The 15,267-nt window shown below is 63.3% G+C and carries 17 protein-coding genes; 9 read left to right on the top strand and 8 right to left on the bottom strand.

Annotated features, from left to right (window positions below):
- Window positions 1-86: 86 nt before the first annotated feature.
- The 4 genes from dnaQ to ACFQ2S_RS21535 are packed head-to-tail and all read right to left on the bottom strand — an operon-like array spanning window position 87 to window position 2,803.
- Window positions 87-779 carry a DNA polymerase III subunit epsilon gene (gene dnaQ, locus ACFQ2S_RS21550; protein ID WP_386077871.1) on the bottom strand — a complete coding sequence of 231 codons (693 nt, stop codon included), beginning with the start codon at window positions 777-779 and terminating at the stop codon, window positions 87-89.
- Window positions 772-1,365, bottom strand: coding sequence for a dephospho-CoA kinase (coaE, locus tag ACFQ2S_RS21545; protein ID WP_386077869.1), 594 nt, complete (start codon window positions 1,363-1,365; stop codon window positions 772-774). Before coaE ends, dnaQ begins: the two co-directional genes overlap by 8 nt.
- On the bottom strand, window positions 1,362-2,195 hold the full coding sequence (locus ACFQ2S_RS21540; protein ID WP_386077867.1) for a shikimate dehydrogenase: 834 nt from the start codon (window positions 2,193-2,195) through the stop codon (window positions 1,362-1,364). Before ACFQ2S_RS21540 ends, coaE begins: the two co-directional genes overlap by 4 nt.
- Window positions 2,192-2,803, bottom strand: a complete 612-nt coding sequence (locus ACFQ2S_RS21535) for a Maf family protein (RefSeq protein ID WP_386077865.1) — start codon at window positions 2,801-2,803, stop codon at window positions 2,192-2,194. Before ACFQ2S_RS21535 ends, ACFQ2S_RS21540 begins: the two co-directional genes overlap by 4 nt.
- A 411-nt stretch (window positions 2,804-3,214) precedes the next feature.
- Between ACFQ2S_RS21535 and hemJ the strand changes: the two genes are divergently transcribed.
- The 7 genes from hemJ (at window position 3,215) to ACFQ2S_RS21500 (ending at window position 10,624) form a co-directional block, all read left to right on the top strand.
- Window positions 3,215-3,667 carry a protoporphyrinogen oxidase HemJ gene (gene hemJ, locus ACFQ2S_RS21530; RefSeq protein ID WP_386077863.1) on the top strand — a complete coding sequence of 151 codons (453 nt, stop codon included), beginning with the start codon at window positions 3,215-3,217 and terminating at the stop codon, window positions 3,665-3,667.
- Between the two features lie 141 nt (window positions 3,668-3,808).
- Entirely contained in the window at window positions 3,809-5,080 is a 1,272-nt protein-coding gene (rho, locus tag ACFQ2S_RS21525; protein ID WP_386077862.1) for a transcription termination factor Rho, read from the top strand.
- A 25-nt stretch (window positions 5,081-5,105) separates the two neighbouring features.
- Window positions 5,106-6,386: a tRNA uridine-5-carboxymethylaminomethyl(34) synthesis GTPase MnmE gene (mnmE, locus tag ACFQ2S_RS21520; RefSeq protein WP_386077860.1), complete on the top strand. Its 1,281-nt coding sequence runs from the start codon at window positions 5,106-5,108 to the stop codon at window positions 6,384-6,386.
- A gap of 2 nt (window positions 6,387-6,388) precedes the next feature.
- Window positions 6,389-8,260: a tRNA uridine-5-carboxymethylaminomethyl(34) synthesis enzyme MnmG gene (gene mnmG / locus ACFQ2S_RS21515; protein WP_386077858.1), complete on the top strand. Its 1,872-nt coding sequence runs from the start codon at window positions 6,389-6,391 to the stop codon at window positions 8,258-8,260.
- Window positions 8,253-8,885, top strand: a complete 633-nt coding sequence (rsmG, locus tag ACFQ2S_RS21510) for a 16S rRNA (guanine(527)-N(7))-methyltransferase RsmG (RefSeq protein WP_386077855.1) — start codon at window positions 8,253-8,255, stop codon at window positions 8,883-8,885. Before mnmG ends, rsmG begins: the two co-directional genes overlap by 8 nt.
- A complete protein-coding gene (locus ACFQ2S_RS21505) occupies window positions 8,878-9,687 on the top strand; it encodes a ParA family protein (protein WP_386077852.1) in 810 nt (269 codons plus the stop codon). Before rsmG ends, ACFQ2S_RS21505 begins: the two co-directional genes overlap by 8 nt.
- 10 nt (window positions 9,688-9,697) lie before the next feature.
- The gene (locus ACFQ2S_RS21500; protein ID WP_386077849.1) at window positions 9,698-10,624 is read left to right on the top strand and encodes a ParB/RepB/Spo0J family partition protein; all 927 of its coding nucleotides are present in this window, start codon (window positions 9,698-9,700) and stop codon (window positions 10,622-10,624) included.
- Here ACFQ2S_RS21500 and ACFQ2S_RS21495 read toward each other — a convergent pair.
- From ACFQ2S_RS21495 to rph, 4 genes are read right to left on the bottom strand one after another with little or no spacing between them, the layout of a single operon-like run.
- Entirely contained in the window at window positions 10,593-10,952 is a 360-nt protein-coding gene (locus ACFQ2S_RS21495) for a YbaN family protein (RefSeq protein WP_386077846.1), read from the bottom strand. The genes ACFQ2S_RS21500 and ACFQ2S_RS21495 overlap by 32 nt on opposite strands.
- A 4-nt stretch (window positions 10,953-10,956) precedes the next feature.
- Complete coding sequence (hemW, locus tag ACFQ2S_RS21490) at window positions 10,957-12,126, bottom strand: radical SAM family heme chaperone HemW (protein WP_386077844.1); 1,170 nt, start codon at window positions 12,124-12,126, stop codon at window positions 10,957-10,959.
- A complete protein-coding gene (gene rdgB, locus ACFQ2S_RS21485) occupies window positions 12,123-12,734 on the bottom strand; it encodes an RdgB/HAM1 family non-canonical purine NTP pyrophosphatase (RefSeq protein ID WP_386077841.1) in 612 nt (203 codons plus the stop codon). Before rdgB ends, hemW begins: the two co-directional genes overlap by 4 nt.
- Before the next feature lie 3 nt (window positions 12,735-12,737).
- Window positions 12,738-13,451: a ribonuclease PH gene (gene rph, locus ACFQ2S_RS21480; RefSeq protein WP_089234667.1), complete on the bottom strand. Its 714-nt coding sequence runs from the start codon at window positions 13,449-13,451 to the stop codon at window positions 12,738-12,740.
- Between the two features lie 132 nt (window positions 13,452-13,583).
- On the opposite strand from rph, the gene hrcA reads away from it, so the two are divergent.
- Entirely contained in the window at window positions 13,584-14,648 is a 1,065-nt protein-coding gene (gene hrcA, locus ACFQ2S_RS21475) for a heat-inducible transcriptional repressor HrcA (RefSeq protein WP_386077838.1), read from the top strand.
- 9 nt (window positions 14,649-14,657) lie between these two features.
- Window positions 14,658-15,236: a nucleotide exchange factor GrpE gene (locus ACFQ2S_RS21470; protein WP_386077835.1), complete on the top strand. Its 579-nt coding sequence runs from the start codon at window positions 14,658-14,660 to the stop codon at window positions 15,234-15,236.
- Window positions 15,237-15,267: the final 31 nt, after the last annotated feature.

Genomic DNA, 15,267 nt, shown 5'->3' with positions numbered 1-15,267 from the left:
CGGACGGGGGGCTGTCTGCCCCCCGCGCCCCGATCCGGGGCTCCCCCGAGGATATTTCCAGACAGGTGAAGCGGGCGCGGGCGGCGTCAGCCGGCGAAACTCTTCCAGAGGGCGTCGTCGCCGAGGCTGTCGATGAGCCTTTTATGCGCGTCGAGTTCCTCAGCCGTCAGGCGCGAGGGCAGGGGCGCCGGCCGCGGGCCGGGACGCCAGCTGCTTTGGCCCTGGCTGGTGCTTCCGCCGCTGCTGGTGGAGAGCGCGAAGTCCGGTTGCCGGCCACCGATCAGCTCCAGGTAGACATCGGCAAGGATCTCGGAGTCGAGCAGGGCGCCGTGCAAGGTCCGATTGGAATTGTCGATTCCGAAGCGGCGGCAGAGCGCGTCGAGACTGGCGGGCGAACCGGGGAACCGCTTGCGGGCGATGGCCAGTGTGTCGAGCGACTGGGACATAGGCATCGGCTTGAAACCGGCCCATTCCAGCTCGGCGTTGAGGAATTTCATGTCGAAGGACGCGTTGTGGATCACCAGCAGCGCGTCGCCGACGAAATCCACGAAATCCTGCGCGATGGCTTCGAAAACGGGCTTGTCGGCGAGGAATTGCTCCGAGATGCCGTGCACTTCGAAGGCCTCGGTGGGCATGTCGCGGCGGGGATTGATGTACTGGTGATAGGTGCGCCCGGTCGGCACATGGTTGTCGAGCTCCACTCCGCCGATCTCGACGATGCGGTGGCCATCGTAGGGGTCGAGGCCGGTGGTTTCGGTGTCGAGCACGATTTCACGCATGTTTCTGCCTAAGTTCCTTCATCAGTTTCGCGACCTGAGCGCGCGCACCCTCGATGGTGGTTGTGTCGATGACGACGTCAGCGCGGGCGCGCTTTTCGGCATCGGGCATCTGCCGGGAGAGGATATGCTGGAATTGTTCCGGCGTCATGCCCGGACGGTCGAGCACCCGGCGGCGCTGCTCGGGGGGAGAGACCGAAACGGTGACCGTCAGGTCCATCGCCGCATCGGCGCCGGTTTCAAACAACAGAGGGATATCGAAGAGGGCGAAGCGCGCCTCGGTGGTGTCGATGAAGGACTGGCGATCCGCGGCGACGAGCGGGTGGACGATGGCCTCGATCCGCGACAGGGCGCTGTCGTCCGACGCGATCCACGCCTTAAGGGCATGGCGGCTGACGGACTCGTCCGAGATCGCGGCCGGATGCAGCGCGCGGATCGGCTCGACGGCTGCACCGCCCGGCGCATAGAGGCGATGAACGGCAGCGTCTGCATCCCAGATGGCGACACCCTCGTCGGCAAACATGGCAGCGGTGGTCGATTTTCCCATGCCGATGGATCCGGTGAGGCCGATCAGGAAGGGCCGGCTCATTGTCCGAGCACCGCGTCGCGCAGGGCCTGGTCGACGACCGGACGTTGGCCGAACCAGCGTTCGAACCCGGGCGCGGCCTGGTGGAGAAGCATGCCCAGGCCGTCGACAGTGCGGCAGCCGCGGGCTTCGGCGGCCTGCAGGAATCCGGTGCGCAGGGGTGCATAGACGATGTCGGTCGCGACGGTCTCGGGCTCCAGCCGATCGAGTGAGAGCGTGAACTCGCTCTTGCCCACCATGCCGAGCGAAGTGGTGTTCACCACCGTCGTCGCGCCTGCGAACATCAGGCCGGCCATGCCCCAGTCATGCACCACGAGACGGGGGCCGAACTCGGCGCGCAGCGCGTCTGCGCGGGCACGGGTGCGGTTGGCGATGCGGATCTCCGGCGCACCGGCATCCAGCATGGCCGAGATCACTGCACGGGCCGCACCTCCGGCACCGAGGATCGCGGCGGGACCATCGGCCGCCGACCAGCCGGGAGCGTTCTGGCGCATGTTGGCGATGAACCCGTAGCCATCGGTACAATCGGCGTGGATCCGGCCATCTTCGTTGAAGATCAACGTGTTGGCGGCGCCGATCAGGGCGGCGCGGTCGGTCACCAGATCGGCCAGCGCAAGTGCGGCCTCCTTGTGCGGGATGGTGACGTTGACACCGACGAACCCCATGCAGGGCAGGGTGCGCAGGACCTGTTCGAGATCCTCCGGCGCAACGTCCATCGGGATGTAATGGCCCTTGAGCCCATAGGTGGCGAGCCAGTGGCCGTGCAGACGTGGCGAGAGAGAATGGGCCACGGGCGAGCCGATCACACCTGCCAGCGGTATCTTGTCTGTCATGTCGCTATCACTCCCCTGGCGACAAGATGGTCCAGAAGCGGCAGCAAAGGAAGACCGAGAACCGAGAAGAAATCGCCCTCGACTGACGCGAAGAGCCGCACGCCCTCGGCTTCGAGCTGGTAGGCTCCGACGCAATGGCGAATCGTCTCCCAGTTTCGCGCGACATAGGCGTCGATATAGCCGGGCGAGAGCGCGCGCATCGTCATCCGGACGTGGCCGATATGCCGCCAGACCGGGCGGCCTTCGTGAAACAGAACGGCGGCGGAATAGAGGTGGTGAAGCTGGCCGGACATCTCGGCGAGCTGCGCCCGGGCCTCCGCCTCGCTTTCCGGCTTGGCGAGCGCGCGGCCGCGGAATTCCAGGATCTGGTCGCAGCCGAGCACCAGCCGGTCGGGCTGGCGCAGGGCGATCCGGTTGGCCTTGGACTCGGCCAGGTGGTCGGCCATGTCGCGCGGCGAAAGACCGTCGGCTTCCATGCCGGCGCGCAGCGCGTCCTCGTCGACGGAGGCGGCGCGGATCTCGAACGGAACGCCCGCGTTGCGGAGCAACTGGGCGCGGACCTCGGAGCGGGAGGCGAGGAGCAGGGTGGGCACCGGAGGCGAACTCATGTGGGTTTCCCTGTGGACAGATCTCTTGAAAGGGGTGGATGCGTTGTGACCCGATTGGGACAGAATTGCCAGATGGTGGATTTCGGGCTGTTTGCCCCGATCCCGCTCGAGAGTCATCCCCGGCGGAAAACTCGATGCGGCGATTGGCGGACAGAAACACCCATCCACCAGCATTCGGATTTCATCCACAAGTTCATACTTGGGGCGAGTTTCAAATAAGGTATTGAAACATAGTAAAAAATAAGACGTTGCGGTGACAACGAAAAACCTTTCCGACAGCTTTCCCCCGGTGGATCGGACTGTGGACATCTCGATAATCCACATCTCCACAGCCCCTACAACTACCACATCTTTCTTTCTATCTTTCTTTTCTATTTAAGAGAGCGGGGACCATCCGAGGGGAGAAACGCGATGATCACGGACTGGCTGAGCAATATCTATCTCTGGACCAAGTCCCTGCATGTGATCTCCGTGATTGCCTGGATGGCGGGTCTCTTCTACCTGCCGAGGCTCTACGTGCATCACACGGAGCAGACGACACCAGGAACGCAAATGGACGGCGTGTTCCAGATGATGGAGCGGAAGCTTCTGAAGCTGATCATGAACCCTTCCATGATCGCGACGTGGCTCTTCGGCCTCATGCTGGTCCTGACGCCCGGAATCGTCGACTGGACGGCTTTCTGGCCCTATGCCAAAGGCGCATCCGTAATCGCCATGACCTGGTTCCACATGTGGCTTGCAGCGCGGCGCAAGGATTTCGTGGCGGGCGAGTTCCGCCTCTCCGGGCGGACCTACCGGATGATGAACGAGCTTCCGACGGTGCTGATGATCGTGATCGTCTTTGCCGTGATCCTACGCTTCTGAGGCCGCAGGCCAGCAGAGAAAGGGGCGAAGAGATTGACATGGCGGTCCTGAGCCCTTAGATCCCGCGCCAATGGCTGTCCTGCCAGGTCTCTCCTATCTCTAAAGTTGCAACGGCCGGTGCACGGCCAGGAAAGCGCATTCATGGCCGAAGACTCCCTGACACTGTCCGACCTCAAGGCCCAGACTCCGGCCGATCTTCTCGCAATGGCGGAAGAGCTGGACATCGACAACGCATCGACGATGCGCAAGGGCGACATGATGTTCGCAATCCTCAAGGAGCGCGCGGAGGATGGCTGGGAGATCTCGGGCGATGGTGTGCTCGAAGTGATGCAGGATGGTTTCGGATTCCTGCGCTCGCCGGAGGCCAACTACCTGCCCGGCCCGGATGACATCTACGTTTCGCCCGACATGATCCGCCAGTATTCGCTGCGGACCGGTGACACGGTTGATGGCGTGATCCAGGCGCCGCGCGAAAACGAGCGCTACTTCTGCATGACGAAGGTGACGCAGATCAACTTCGAAGAGCCGGAGAAGGCGCGCCACAAGATCAACTTCGACAACCTGACGCCGCTCTACCCCGACGAGCGGCTGAAGATGGAAGTCGACGATCCGACAATCAAGGATCGCTCGGCGCGGATCATCGACCTGGTCGCTCCGATCGGGAAAGGCCAGCGGAGCCTGATCGTGGCCCCACCGCGGACCGGCAAGACGGTGCTGCTGCAGAACATCGCCAACTCGATCGAGAAGAATCACCCGGAGTGCTACCTCATCGTCCTGCTGATCGACGAGCGCCCGGAAGAGGTGACCGACATGCAGCGGAGCGTGAAGGGTGAGGTGATCTCCTCGACCTTCGACGAACCTGCGACGCGTCACGTCGCTGTCTCGGAGATGGTGATCGAGAAAGCCAAACGTCTGGTCGAGCATAAGCGAGATGTTGTTATCCTGCTCGACTCGATCACAAGACTTGGTAGAGCCTTCAACACCGTGGTGCCATCTTCGGGTAAGGTGCTGACCGGTGGTGTGGACGCCAACGCGCTGCAGCGGCCGAAGCGGTTCTTCGGTGCGGCCCGGAACATCGAGGAAGGCGGATCGCTGACGATCATCGCCACCGCGCTGATCGACACGGGCAGCCGGATGGACGAAGTCATCTTCGAAGAATTCAAGGGCACCGGCAACTCCGAAATCGTGCTGGACCGCAAGGTCGCGGACAAGCGCGTCTTCCCGGCGATGGACATCCTGAAATCCGGCACCCGGAAGGAAGACCTGCTGGTCGACAAGGGTGATCTGCAGAAGACCTTTGTGCTGCGTCGGATCCTCAACCCGATGGGTACGACGGATGCAATCGAGTTCCTGATTTCCAAGCTCAAGCAGACGAAATCGAACGCCGACTTCTTCGACTCGATGAACACCTGACCGGCGCCTGATCACGAGGAGAGCGATGGACACGATCTACGCCCTGGCAACGGCGCCCGGCCGTTCCGGGGTAGCAGTGGTTCGAGTGTCCGGTCCGGAGGCCTGGACGGCGTGTCGTCGTCTGTGCGGATCGCTTCCGGAGCCCCGTCGCGCGGCAATCCGTCGTTTGCGAGACGGTGAAGAACCGATCGATGAAGCGCTGGTGCTGGTGTTCGAAGCGGGCGCCAGCTTTACAGGTGAGGCCAGCGTCGAGTTTCAGACCCACGGGAGCCCGGCGGTTGTTGCGCGGCTCCTTGCGGCGCTTTCGGGAATGGATGGCTTGCGCGCGGCCGAGGCTGGGGAATTCACCCGGCGGGCTTTGGAGAACGAACGCCTTGATCTGGCGCAGGTCGAGGGCCTGTCCGATCTCATCGAAGCGGAAACCGAGGCGCAACGACAGCAGGCTTTGCAGGGCTTCACCGGCGCTCTGAGCCGAAAGGCCGAGGACTGGCGAGCGTCGCTGCTCCGCGCAGCTGCGCTTCTTGAAGCGACGATCGACTTCGCCGATGAAGAAGTTCCGCAGGATGTGTATCCTGAGGTGCATGAGATTCTGGCGGATCTGGCGACGGTTTTCCGGATGGAAATCGCTGGTGTCAGCGCGGCCGAACAGATTCGTCATGGCTTCGAGGTCGCTATCATCGGACCACCGAATGCGGGGAAGTCGACGCTGCTCAACCGGCTTTCTGGCCGGGACGCTGCGATCACTTCGGAGATCGCGGGGACGACTCGGGATGTAATCGAGGTTCGGATGGATGTGGGCGGGATACCTGTGACCTTTCTCGATACGGCGGGTATGCGCGAGACTGAGGACGAGATCGAATCCCTGGGGATCGACCGGGCCCGAATGAGGGCGGAAGCGGCGGACCTTCGGATCATCCTGGGCGAGGACGACCTTGGCGTCGACTTGCGTGACGGGGATGTACGGGTGTCGGCGAAGTGCGACCTGGGCCGTGTCGGCTCGGGGCTACCGGTCTCTGGTGCGACGGGGGAGGGTGTGTCGGAACTTCTGTCTCTCGTTTCCGAGGTTCTGTCAAATCGGGTGTCTGGCGCCGGGACAGCTACGCGGTTGCGTCATGCCGAAGCGCTGAATGCGTCCGTGGAGGCTTTGGAGCTGGCGCAGGAATGGCTATATTCCGGCGGTGATGCTGCGGAACTTGCGGCGGAGAATCTTCGGCTGGCGATTCGTGCGCTCGACAGCCTGGTTGGACGGATTGGAGTTGAGGACGTGCTGGGGGAGATCTTCAGTTCGTTCTGCATCGGGAAGTGAGGATGTTTCACGTGAAACACGACTTTGATGTGATCGTTGTTGGCGGCGGCCATGCAGGATGCGATGCGGCGTCCGCTGCCGCTCGCGCCGGTGCGCGTACGGCTCTGGTCACCTTGAAGGCCGACGATCTTGGCGTGATGTCCTGCAACCCTGCCATCGGAGGGCTAGGAAAGGGGCACCTTGTTCGTGAGATCGACGCGCTCGATGGTCTGATGGGCCGCGTAGCGGATCAGGCCGGAATTCAGTTTCGGCTTCTGAACCGAAAAAAGGGTCCGGCCGTTCAAGGGCCTCGAACCCAGGCGGATCGGAAGCTTTATAAGGCGGCCATGCAGCGCGAGATTGGCGCGACCGAGAAACTGACACTCGTCACCGGCGAAGCTTGCGCTCTACAGACCGACGGCGCACGCGTCACTGGTCTTGAACTTGGGGACGGGACCGTGCTCCACGCCGGCGCTGTGGTTCTGACCACTGGCACATTTCTGAATGGTGTGATCCACATCGGGGATGTCTCGCGTCCCGGTGGCCGTATGGGCGACAGACCGTCACAGAAACTGGCCGACCAGATCCGCGACCTTGGTGTTGAGTTCGGACGCCTGAAGACGGGCACACCGCCGCGCCTTGACGGACGGACGATTGATTGGAAGCGGCTGGATAGCCAACCCGGGGACGAAGAACCGTCCATGTTCTCCTTTCTGTCGACGGGCCCGGTGGTGCAGCAGATATCCTGTGGGATCACCCATACCAATGAGCGAACCCACGAGATCATTCGGAACAATCTGAGCCGTTCCGCCATGTATGGTGGGCATATCGCGGGGGTTGGCCCCAGATATTGTCCTTCTATCGAGGACAAGATCGTTCGGTTCGCCGAGAAGACCTCACACCAGATATTCCTCGAGCCCGAAGGACTGGACGATTTCACTGTCTATCCAAACGGGATTTCAACGTCGCTGCCGGAGGATGTTCAGCACGATTACGTGCATTCGATCGCCGGCCTGGAGGCCGCGCGCATTCTCCAGCCGGGCTATGCAATTGAATACGATTACGTGGATCCTCGCAGTCTGGACGCTGGCTTGAGGCTGCGAGGTCATGAGGGTCTGTTCCTTGCCGGGCAGATCAATGGGACCACTGGATACGAGGAGGCAGCGGCGCAAGGACTTGTCGCGGGCCTGAATGCGGCGCGGTTTGTTCTAGCGCAGAACCCTGTGCATTTTCGTCGTGACCAAAGCTACATCGGCGTGATGGTCGACGATCTGATCACTCAGGGTGTGTCGGAACCCTATCGCATGTTCACCTCGCGGGCGGAGTTCCGTCTGTCGCTACGAGCGGACAATGCGGATCAGCGGCTGACGCCCTTGGGTATTGAACTTGGCATGGTGTCTGAGTATCGGCATCGGAGCTTCAACGACAAAATGGAGCAGATATACGGGGCCCGGGAGATCCTCACAGGGATTGAGTTCACCTCCCGCGCACTGCAATCCCTCGGTGTTCGGGTGAACGAGGATGGCCCGCGGCGCACCGCTCTTCAGGCATTGGCGCTCCCGGGCGCAGATGTTGAAGCCTTCGCGAAATCGGCGCCGGAGATGTCGGAGATTTCCCCCGAGGTACTGGAGCAGATCGGGCGGGATGCCCTTTACGCAAATTATATCGATCGGCAGTCGCGGGACGTGGCGGCACTCAGGAAAGATGAATCGTGGGAGATTCCTGCTGATTTCAGTTACGCGGCACTCAAGGGGCTGTCGAATGAGCTGCGCTTGAAGCTCGAAAGGGTACGTCCGGAGACCTTGGCGCAGGCTGGACGCATCGATGGCATGACGCCTGCCGCTCTCACACTCATTCTGGCGCATCTCCGGCGAGCGGAACGTCAACGTGCCTGATATTGTTGATGCTCTGGCTTCGGTCCTCGGTAGAGATGTTTCACGTGAAACACGCGACCGTCTAGAAACGCACCTGTCTCTCCTGACAAAGTGGAACCGGGCGATCAACCTCGTGTCGCCAGGCACGATCGAGACCGCTTGGAGCCGGCATATTCTGGATTCCGCCGAAGTCTTCGCCGCCGCGCCGGCACCTTCCGGGCATTGGCTGGATTTTGGAACGGGGGGCGGCTTTCCCGGTCTCGTTTGCGCAATCCTCGCCTCCGAGCTCGCCCCGGAACTGGAGTTCACCCTCGTCGAGAGCGACAAGCGAAAGTCGGCCTTTTTGATGACAGTGCTGCGAGAAACAAGGGTGAACGCGACAGTCGCCGCCCAGAGGCTTGAGAACATGGCGCCCCAATCGGCCGACCTGATCTCGGCCCGTGCGGTTGCGTCACTCCCGGATCTTCTGTCTTACGCTTATCCTCATCTTGCCAAAGAGGGACATTGTCTGTTTCCAAAGGGAGTGCGGGCAGAAGAGGAAGTCGCGTCAGCATCCGACTCGTGGCGCTTCAAGCTGGAGTGCAGGCCGAGTATAACGGACCCGAATACCGCCATCCTTGTACTTGGAGAAATCGAGCGTGTCTGAGTCGCACCGGGCCCCGGGGCCAAAGATCATTGCCGTCGCCAACCAAAAGGGTGGTGTCGGCAAGACGACGACGGCCATCAACCTTGGCGCCGCGCTCGCAGAAGACGGTCGGAAGGTTCTCGTGATCGATCTCGATCCCCAAGGGAATGCCTCCACGGGATTGGGCATAGACGTTGCGGATCGCGAGAAATCGACCTACGACCTACTTCTGGACGATGTGCCGCTTGGGGACATTGTGCGCCCCACCAACTTCGAAAACCTCTGGATCGCGCCGGCCACGACCGATCTCAGCTCGGCGGACATCGAGCTGGTCACGAATGAACGCCGCAGTTTCCTACTGCATGATGCGTTGCGCCAACCGGCGGTTACCACATATGGCTATGATCACGTGTTGATCGATTGCCCGCCATCACTCAACCTTCTGACGGTCAACGCGATGGTCGCGGCGCACTCCGTGCTGGTTCCGCTGCAGAGCGAGTTCTTTGCGCTAGAGGGCCTCTCGCAACTGATGCTCACGCTCCGGGAGGTCCGCCAGACCGCCAACCCCGGCTTGCGCATCGAAGGCGTGGTGCTGACCATGTACGACGTACGCAATAACCTCTCGCAGCAGGTTGAGGAGGATGCGCGCGACGCGTTGGGAGACCTCGTGTTCCAGACGCGGGTGCCCCGGAACGTGCGGATCTCCGAAGCGCCGAGTTTCTCCCAGACCGTCCTCGAATACGACACCACGTCGAAAGGCAGCGCCGCGTATCGTGCCCTCGCACAGGAAATGCTCGCGCGCGGCGTTGGTGTTACCGTCTAGAAAGGCAACCATGGAAAAGAAGAGTCAGAAAACCCGCGGGCTGGGCAGAGGTCTTTCCGCTCTCATGGCAGACGTGGCCATTGAGCCGGCAAACGCCGCGCCGACGGGTGGGCCGCAGCCCTACGAGCGGCGCCTGCCGATCGAGAAGCTGGAGGCCAATCCGGACCAGCCGCGGAAGGATTTCTCCCAGACCGCGCTGCAGGAACTTTCGGATTCGATCCGCACCAAGGGCGTGCTGCAGCCGCTGATCGTCCGTCCGAGCCCGCGCAATCCGGATCGTTTCGAGATCGTCGCCGGTGAACGTCGCTGGCGTGCCGCGCAAATGGCGCAGCTGCACGAAGTTCCGGTCATCCAGCGCGATCTGAGTGACACCGAAGTGCTCGAGATCGCGATCATCGAGAACATCCAGCGCGCTGATCTGAATTCGGTGGAAGAGGCGCTCGGCTATCGCCAGCTTATTGACCGTTTTGGACACACCCAGGAGCAACTGGCCCAGGCACTGGGCAAGAGCCGGAGTCACATCGCCAACGTCATGCGCCTCCTGCAACTTCCGACCGAGGTTCAGGGGCTGTTGCGGGAGGGCAAGCTTTCCGCAGGCCATGCGCGGGCGCTGATCACCACCGACAACCCTGCCGAACTTGCGCGGCAGGTGGTGGCGCAGGGGCTTTCGGTCCGGGAGACCGAGGCGCTGGTAAAACGAGCGAATGCGCCGGTAAAACCGGGCGGGACGCCGCGAGTTTCCGCCGGCCGTGCGGAGAAGGACGCGGACACGCGCGCTCTGGAGCAGGATCTTTCGGCGAACCTCCGGATGAAGGTTACCATTGATCACATGGACATCGACGGGTCCGGCAAGATGGTGATCCAGTACCGGACTCTCGACCAGCTCGACGCGCTCTGCCGCGTGCTCAGCGAGAGCCCGTTGGACGAGTCCATATAAAGAGGAGGACAGCGCTGAGCACCGTGGCCTGGATGGCAAGCAGGGCAGGGCGCAGTCCGATCACCAGAGACACCGCAAAGACGGCGCCGATCGACACCGAGGCATAGCGCTTGCCGCGCCTCGAGATCGCGCCGCTTTCTCGCCAGTCGCGGATCGGTGGGCCGAAGACCTTGTGTTCGACCAGCCAGTCATGCATTCGGTCCGATGAGCGGGAAAAGCAAAAGGCCGCGAGCAGGACGAAGGGCACGGTCGGCACGAGCGGGAGCACGATCCCGATGGCTCCCAGGCCAAGCGCCACGGCGCCGGCAGCACCCCAGAGAACCCGCATTCGCTTACCCCGCAAGCAATTCGCGCAACACCGCGTTCAGCAGGGCGCGCCCCTGGTGCGTCGTGCGCAGGGTATCGCCCTCACACGCCAACATGCCGGCTTCCACCATCCTGTCCACCCGGTTTGGAAGATCGGTGTCTGCGCCCATCGCAAGCAGACGCGACATGGAAATGCCCTGCGTGACCCGCAGCCCCATCAAGAGATATTCCTCTGCGGCCTCCTGTCCAGACAGGGGAGCGAATTCCTCGAAGGCGTCAGCCTCCTGTTCGGCCTTCTTGAGCCAGGCACCAGGTGCCGATGGGCAGACCGTGGCGTGCCTCTGTCCTTTCAGGGTCAGGCGCCCATGCGCTCCAGCCCCAACACCTGCGTAGTCACCGGCACTCCAATACAACATGTTGTGTTTGCAGATCGCGCCAGACCGGGCGAAGTTCGACACTTCATAGAGTTCGAGGCCCGCCTCGGCGCATCGTTCGACGGTCAGGTCGTACATGTCCGCCGACAGATCCTCGTCCGGCAAGCCGCGCAAACCGCCCCGCGCGGCGCGTGCGCCAAAGGCGGTGCCAGGCTCGATCGTCAACTGGTAGAGCGACAGGTGGTCGATCGCCATTTCGAGCGCCCGGTCCAACTCTTCGCACCAGGCGTCGAGCGACTGGTCCTGCCGGGCATAGATCAGGTCGAAGGACACACGGTCGAATTCCCGCCGCGCGATATCGAAGGCGGCACGCGCCTCTGCCGCGGAGTGGAGCCGACCGAGGCGTCGGAGGTCCCCATCATTCAAGGACTGCACGCCGAGCGAGATCCGGTTCACCCCGGCCTGACGGTAGGCGGCGAAACGGCCCGCCTCGACCGAGGTGGGGTTGGCCTCGAGCGTCACTTCCCAGTCGTTGGCGAGCGGCAAGGTGGCGCGGACGGTATCCAGCACCTGCGCCACCGTCTCCGGCGCCATCAGGCTCGGCGTGCCGCCACCGAAGAACACCGTGTCGAGCTTGCGCCGCCCGGTTAGCGCGCCGGCGCGCTCCACTTCGCGAGACAGTGCATCGGCCCATCGCTTCTGGTCGATATGCTCGGCGACATGGGAATTGAAATCGCAATAGGGGCATTTCGACTGGCAGAACGGCCAGTGGACATAGAGCCCGAACCCGGCGGCCTGCCAGTCTTCGCCGGACGCGCTCACCGCTGGAAGCAACCCGCGACCAGCTTGGCAAAGGCGTCGGCTCGGTGGCTCATCCCGTGCTTCTTGGCCGGGTCCATCTCGCCGAAGGTCTCGGCCTCGCCGTCGGGCTGGAACATCGGGTCGAAACCGAAGCCGTGCGCGCCCCGCATTGGCCAGACCAGCCGACCCTGGACGAACCCGTCGAACACCTCGTCATGCCCGTCGGGCCAGGCGAGGCAGAGCAGGCAGTGGAACCGCGCGATCCGCGGTTCCGGCGCAGAGCGCTGCTCACAGGCTTCCCAGACCTTGCCCATCGCCATTGCGAAGTCGCGGCCTTCCGGCGTTTCGGCCCAGTCGGCGGTGTAGACGCCGGGAGCGCCATCGAGCGCCTCGACGCTGAGGCCGCTGTCGTCCGACAGGGCGGGCAGGCCGCTGGCCTGTGCCGCGGCATGGGCCTTGATGCGGGCATTGCCGACGAAGGTGTCCTCGGTTTCCTCGGGTTCCGGGAGTCCGAGCTCGGCGGCCGATGTGACGGAGACGCCAAAGGGGGCGAGGAGATCGCGGATCTCCTTCACCTTGCCCTTGTTATGCGAGGCAATGACCAGTTCCTTGCCGTCGAACTTCCGCATCGTTCAGCCCCCGACCGCTGCCTTTTGCGCCGCGACCAGCTCGGCGATGCCGCCCTCGGCGAGGTTCATCAGCGTGTCGAGATCGTCGCGACCGAAGGTGGCGCCTTCCGCGGAGGCCTGGATCTCGATCAGACGGCCGGAGCCGGTCATGACGAAGTTCGAATCCGTGCCAGCTTCGCTGTCCTCGGGATAGTCGAGGTCTACAACCGGCTGTCCGCCATAGATCCCGCAGGACACGGCAGCCACGTGGTCGGTGATCGGGTCGCTGATCACGTCGCCTGCCTTCATCAGCTTGTTGACGGCAAGGCGCAGCGCGACCCAGCCACCGGTGATCGAGGCGCAGCGGGTGCCGCCGTCGGCCTGAATCACGTCGCAGTCGATCACGATCTGCCGCTCGCCGAGCGCCACCCGGTCGACGCCGGCGCGCAGCGCACGGCCGATCAGGCGCTGGATCTCCTGCGTCCGGCCGGACTGCCCGCGCTTGGCCTCCCGGTTCATCCGGGTGTGGGTGGCGCGGGGCAGCATGCCGTATTCGGCGGTCACCCAGCCGAGGCCAGTGTTCTTGAGAAAGGGCGGCACGCGCTCGTCAAGGCTGGCGGTGCACAGGACCTGCGTGTCGCCACATTTGATGAGGCAGGAGCCTTCGGCGTGGCGGGTGACGCCGGTCTCGATCACGATCGGGCGCATTTCGTCGGTTTTGCGGCCGGAAGGGCGCATGGTGTTTCTCCCAGGAAAAGGTTGCCCCTCTCTTGGCTTTCAAGGCAGCGTGATGCAACCCCGATTGACCCCGACGGGGTTCCGTACCTAAATCCTGACTTGGCCCTGACCATGCTTTGCAGGTTTGGAGGAATGAACGAGAGCGCACGCATTCTGGAGCAGATGAACAACCGCTCGCGGGAGGTATTCCGCCGGGTGGTCGAAGGTTATCTGACGACCGGGGACCCGGTCGGCTCCCGCACGCTTACCCGGACCATGTCCGAAAAGGTCTCGGCCGCCACGATTCGCAACGTGATGCAGGACCTGGAATACCTGGGGCTGCTGGACTCGCCGCACGTCTCGGCCGGGCGGATTCCGACGCAGCAGGGGTTGCGGATGTTTGTTGACGGGCTGTTGGAGGTCCGGGACCTGGACAGCGAGGACCGTGAGCGGATCGACGCCACGCTCGGCGGCAAGGACAGCGACATCGGGGACCTGATGAGCCGCGTCGGGTCGGCGCTGTCCGGCGCGACGCAATTCGCGAGCCTCGTTCTGGCGCCGAAACACGAGGCGCCGATCCGTCACGTCGAGTTCGTCCAGCTGGCGCCGGACCGGGCGCTTGTGGTGCTCGTCTTTGCCGACGGGCAGGTGGAGAACCGCATCTTCACCCCGCCGCCGGGCCAGACGCCCTCGTCGATGCGGGAGGCCGCGAACTTCCTCAACGCCTTGGCGGACGGCCGGACGGTGACCGAACTGCGCCGCGCCATCGAGCGCGAGATCAAGACGCGCCGGCAGGAGATCGACAGCCTCGCCCGCGATCTCGTCGAGAGCGGCATGGCGATCTGGGCCGACGAGGGGGAATCGACTGAACGCCTGATCGTGCGCGGCAGGGCCAACCTGCTTGAGGCCGGCGCCGAGGCGGCGGACCTCGATAGGATCCGGACCCTGTTCGACGACCTGGAGCGCAAGCGGGATATAGCCGAGTTCCTCGAGCTCACCGACGAGGGCGAGGGTGTGCGAATTTTTATCGGCTCGGAGAACAAGCTTTTCTCACTTTCGGGTTCCTCTCTGGTGGTTTCTCCCTATATGAACGCGGATCGAAAGATCGTGGGTGCGGTTGGCGTGATCGGCCCCACGCGACTGAATTACGGACGCATTGTGCCCATCGTGGATTACACCGCGCAGCTGGTGGGCAGGATGATCTCGGACCGGAGCTAGAGAGTTACGATGGCGGAAGCGAAGAAAGACGAGCAACACGAACCCGGGCTGGACGATATCTCCCTCGACGAACTGGCCGAAGGCGCGGAAGACTTCATGTCCGATCCGCTGACCGAGGATAGCGAGCTGGAGACGCTGCGGGCGGAACGCGACGATTTCCGCGACCGGTTCATGCGCGCCCTGGCCGATGCCGAGAATTCCCGCAAGCGCGGCGAGCGCGACCGGCGCGAGGCGGAGCAATACGGCGGCTCCAAGCTCGCCCGCGACATGCTGCCTGTCTACGACAACCTCAACCGCGCTCTCGAAGCTGCGACCGAGGAGCAGAAGGCCGCGGCGGCCGCTCTGATCGAGGGCGTGGAGTTGACGATGCGCGAGCTGCTGAACGTGTTCGAGAAGCATGGCATTCACCGGCTGAAGCCTGAGGTCGGCGACAAGTTCGATCCGCAGGTCCACCAGGCGATGTTTGAGGCGCCGGTGCCCGGCACCAAGGCCGGCGACATCATCCAGGTGATGGCCGAGGGCTTCCTGCTCCACGAACGGCTGCTGCGCCCCGCACAGGTTGGGGTTTCCTCGACGCCGGCATCGTAAGGGAACCCCGCCGGGGCGGCGTGCCTCCGGC

Source organism: Tropicimonas aquimaris (genome assembly GCF_042676185.1).
Taxonomy (GTDB): Bacteria; Pseudomonadota; Alphaproteobacteria; order Rhodobacterales; family Rhodobacteraceae; genus Tropicimonas; species Tropicimonas aquimaris.
Note: the sequence above shows the minus strand (reverse complement) of the source record. Positions and strands in the feature narration are given on the sequence as shown.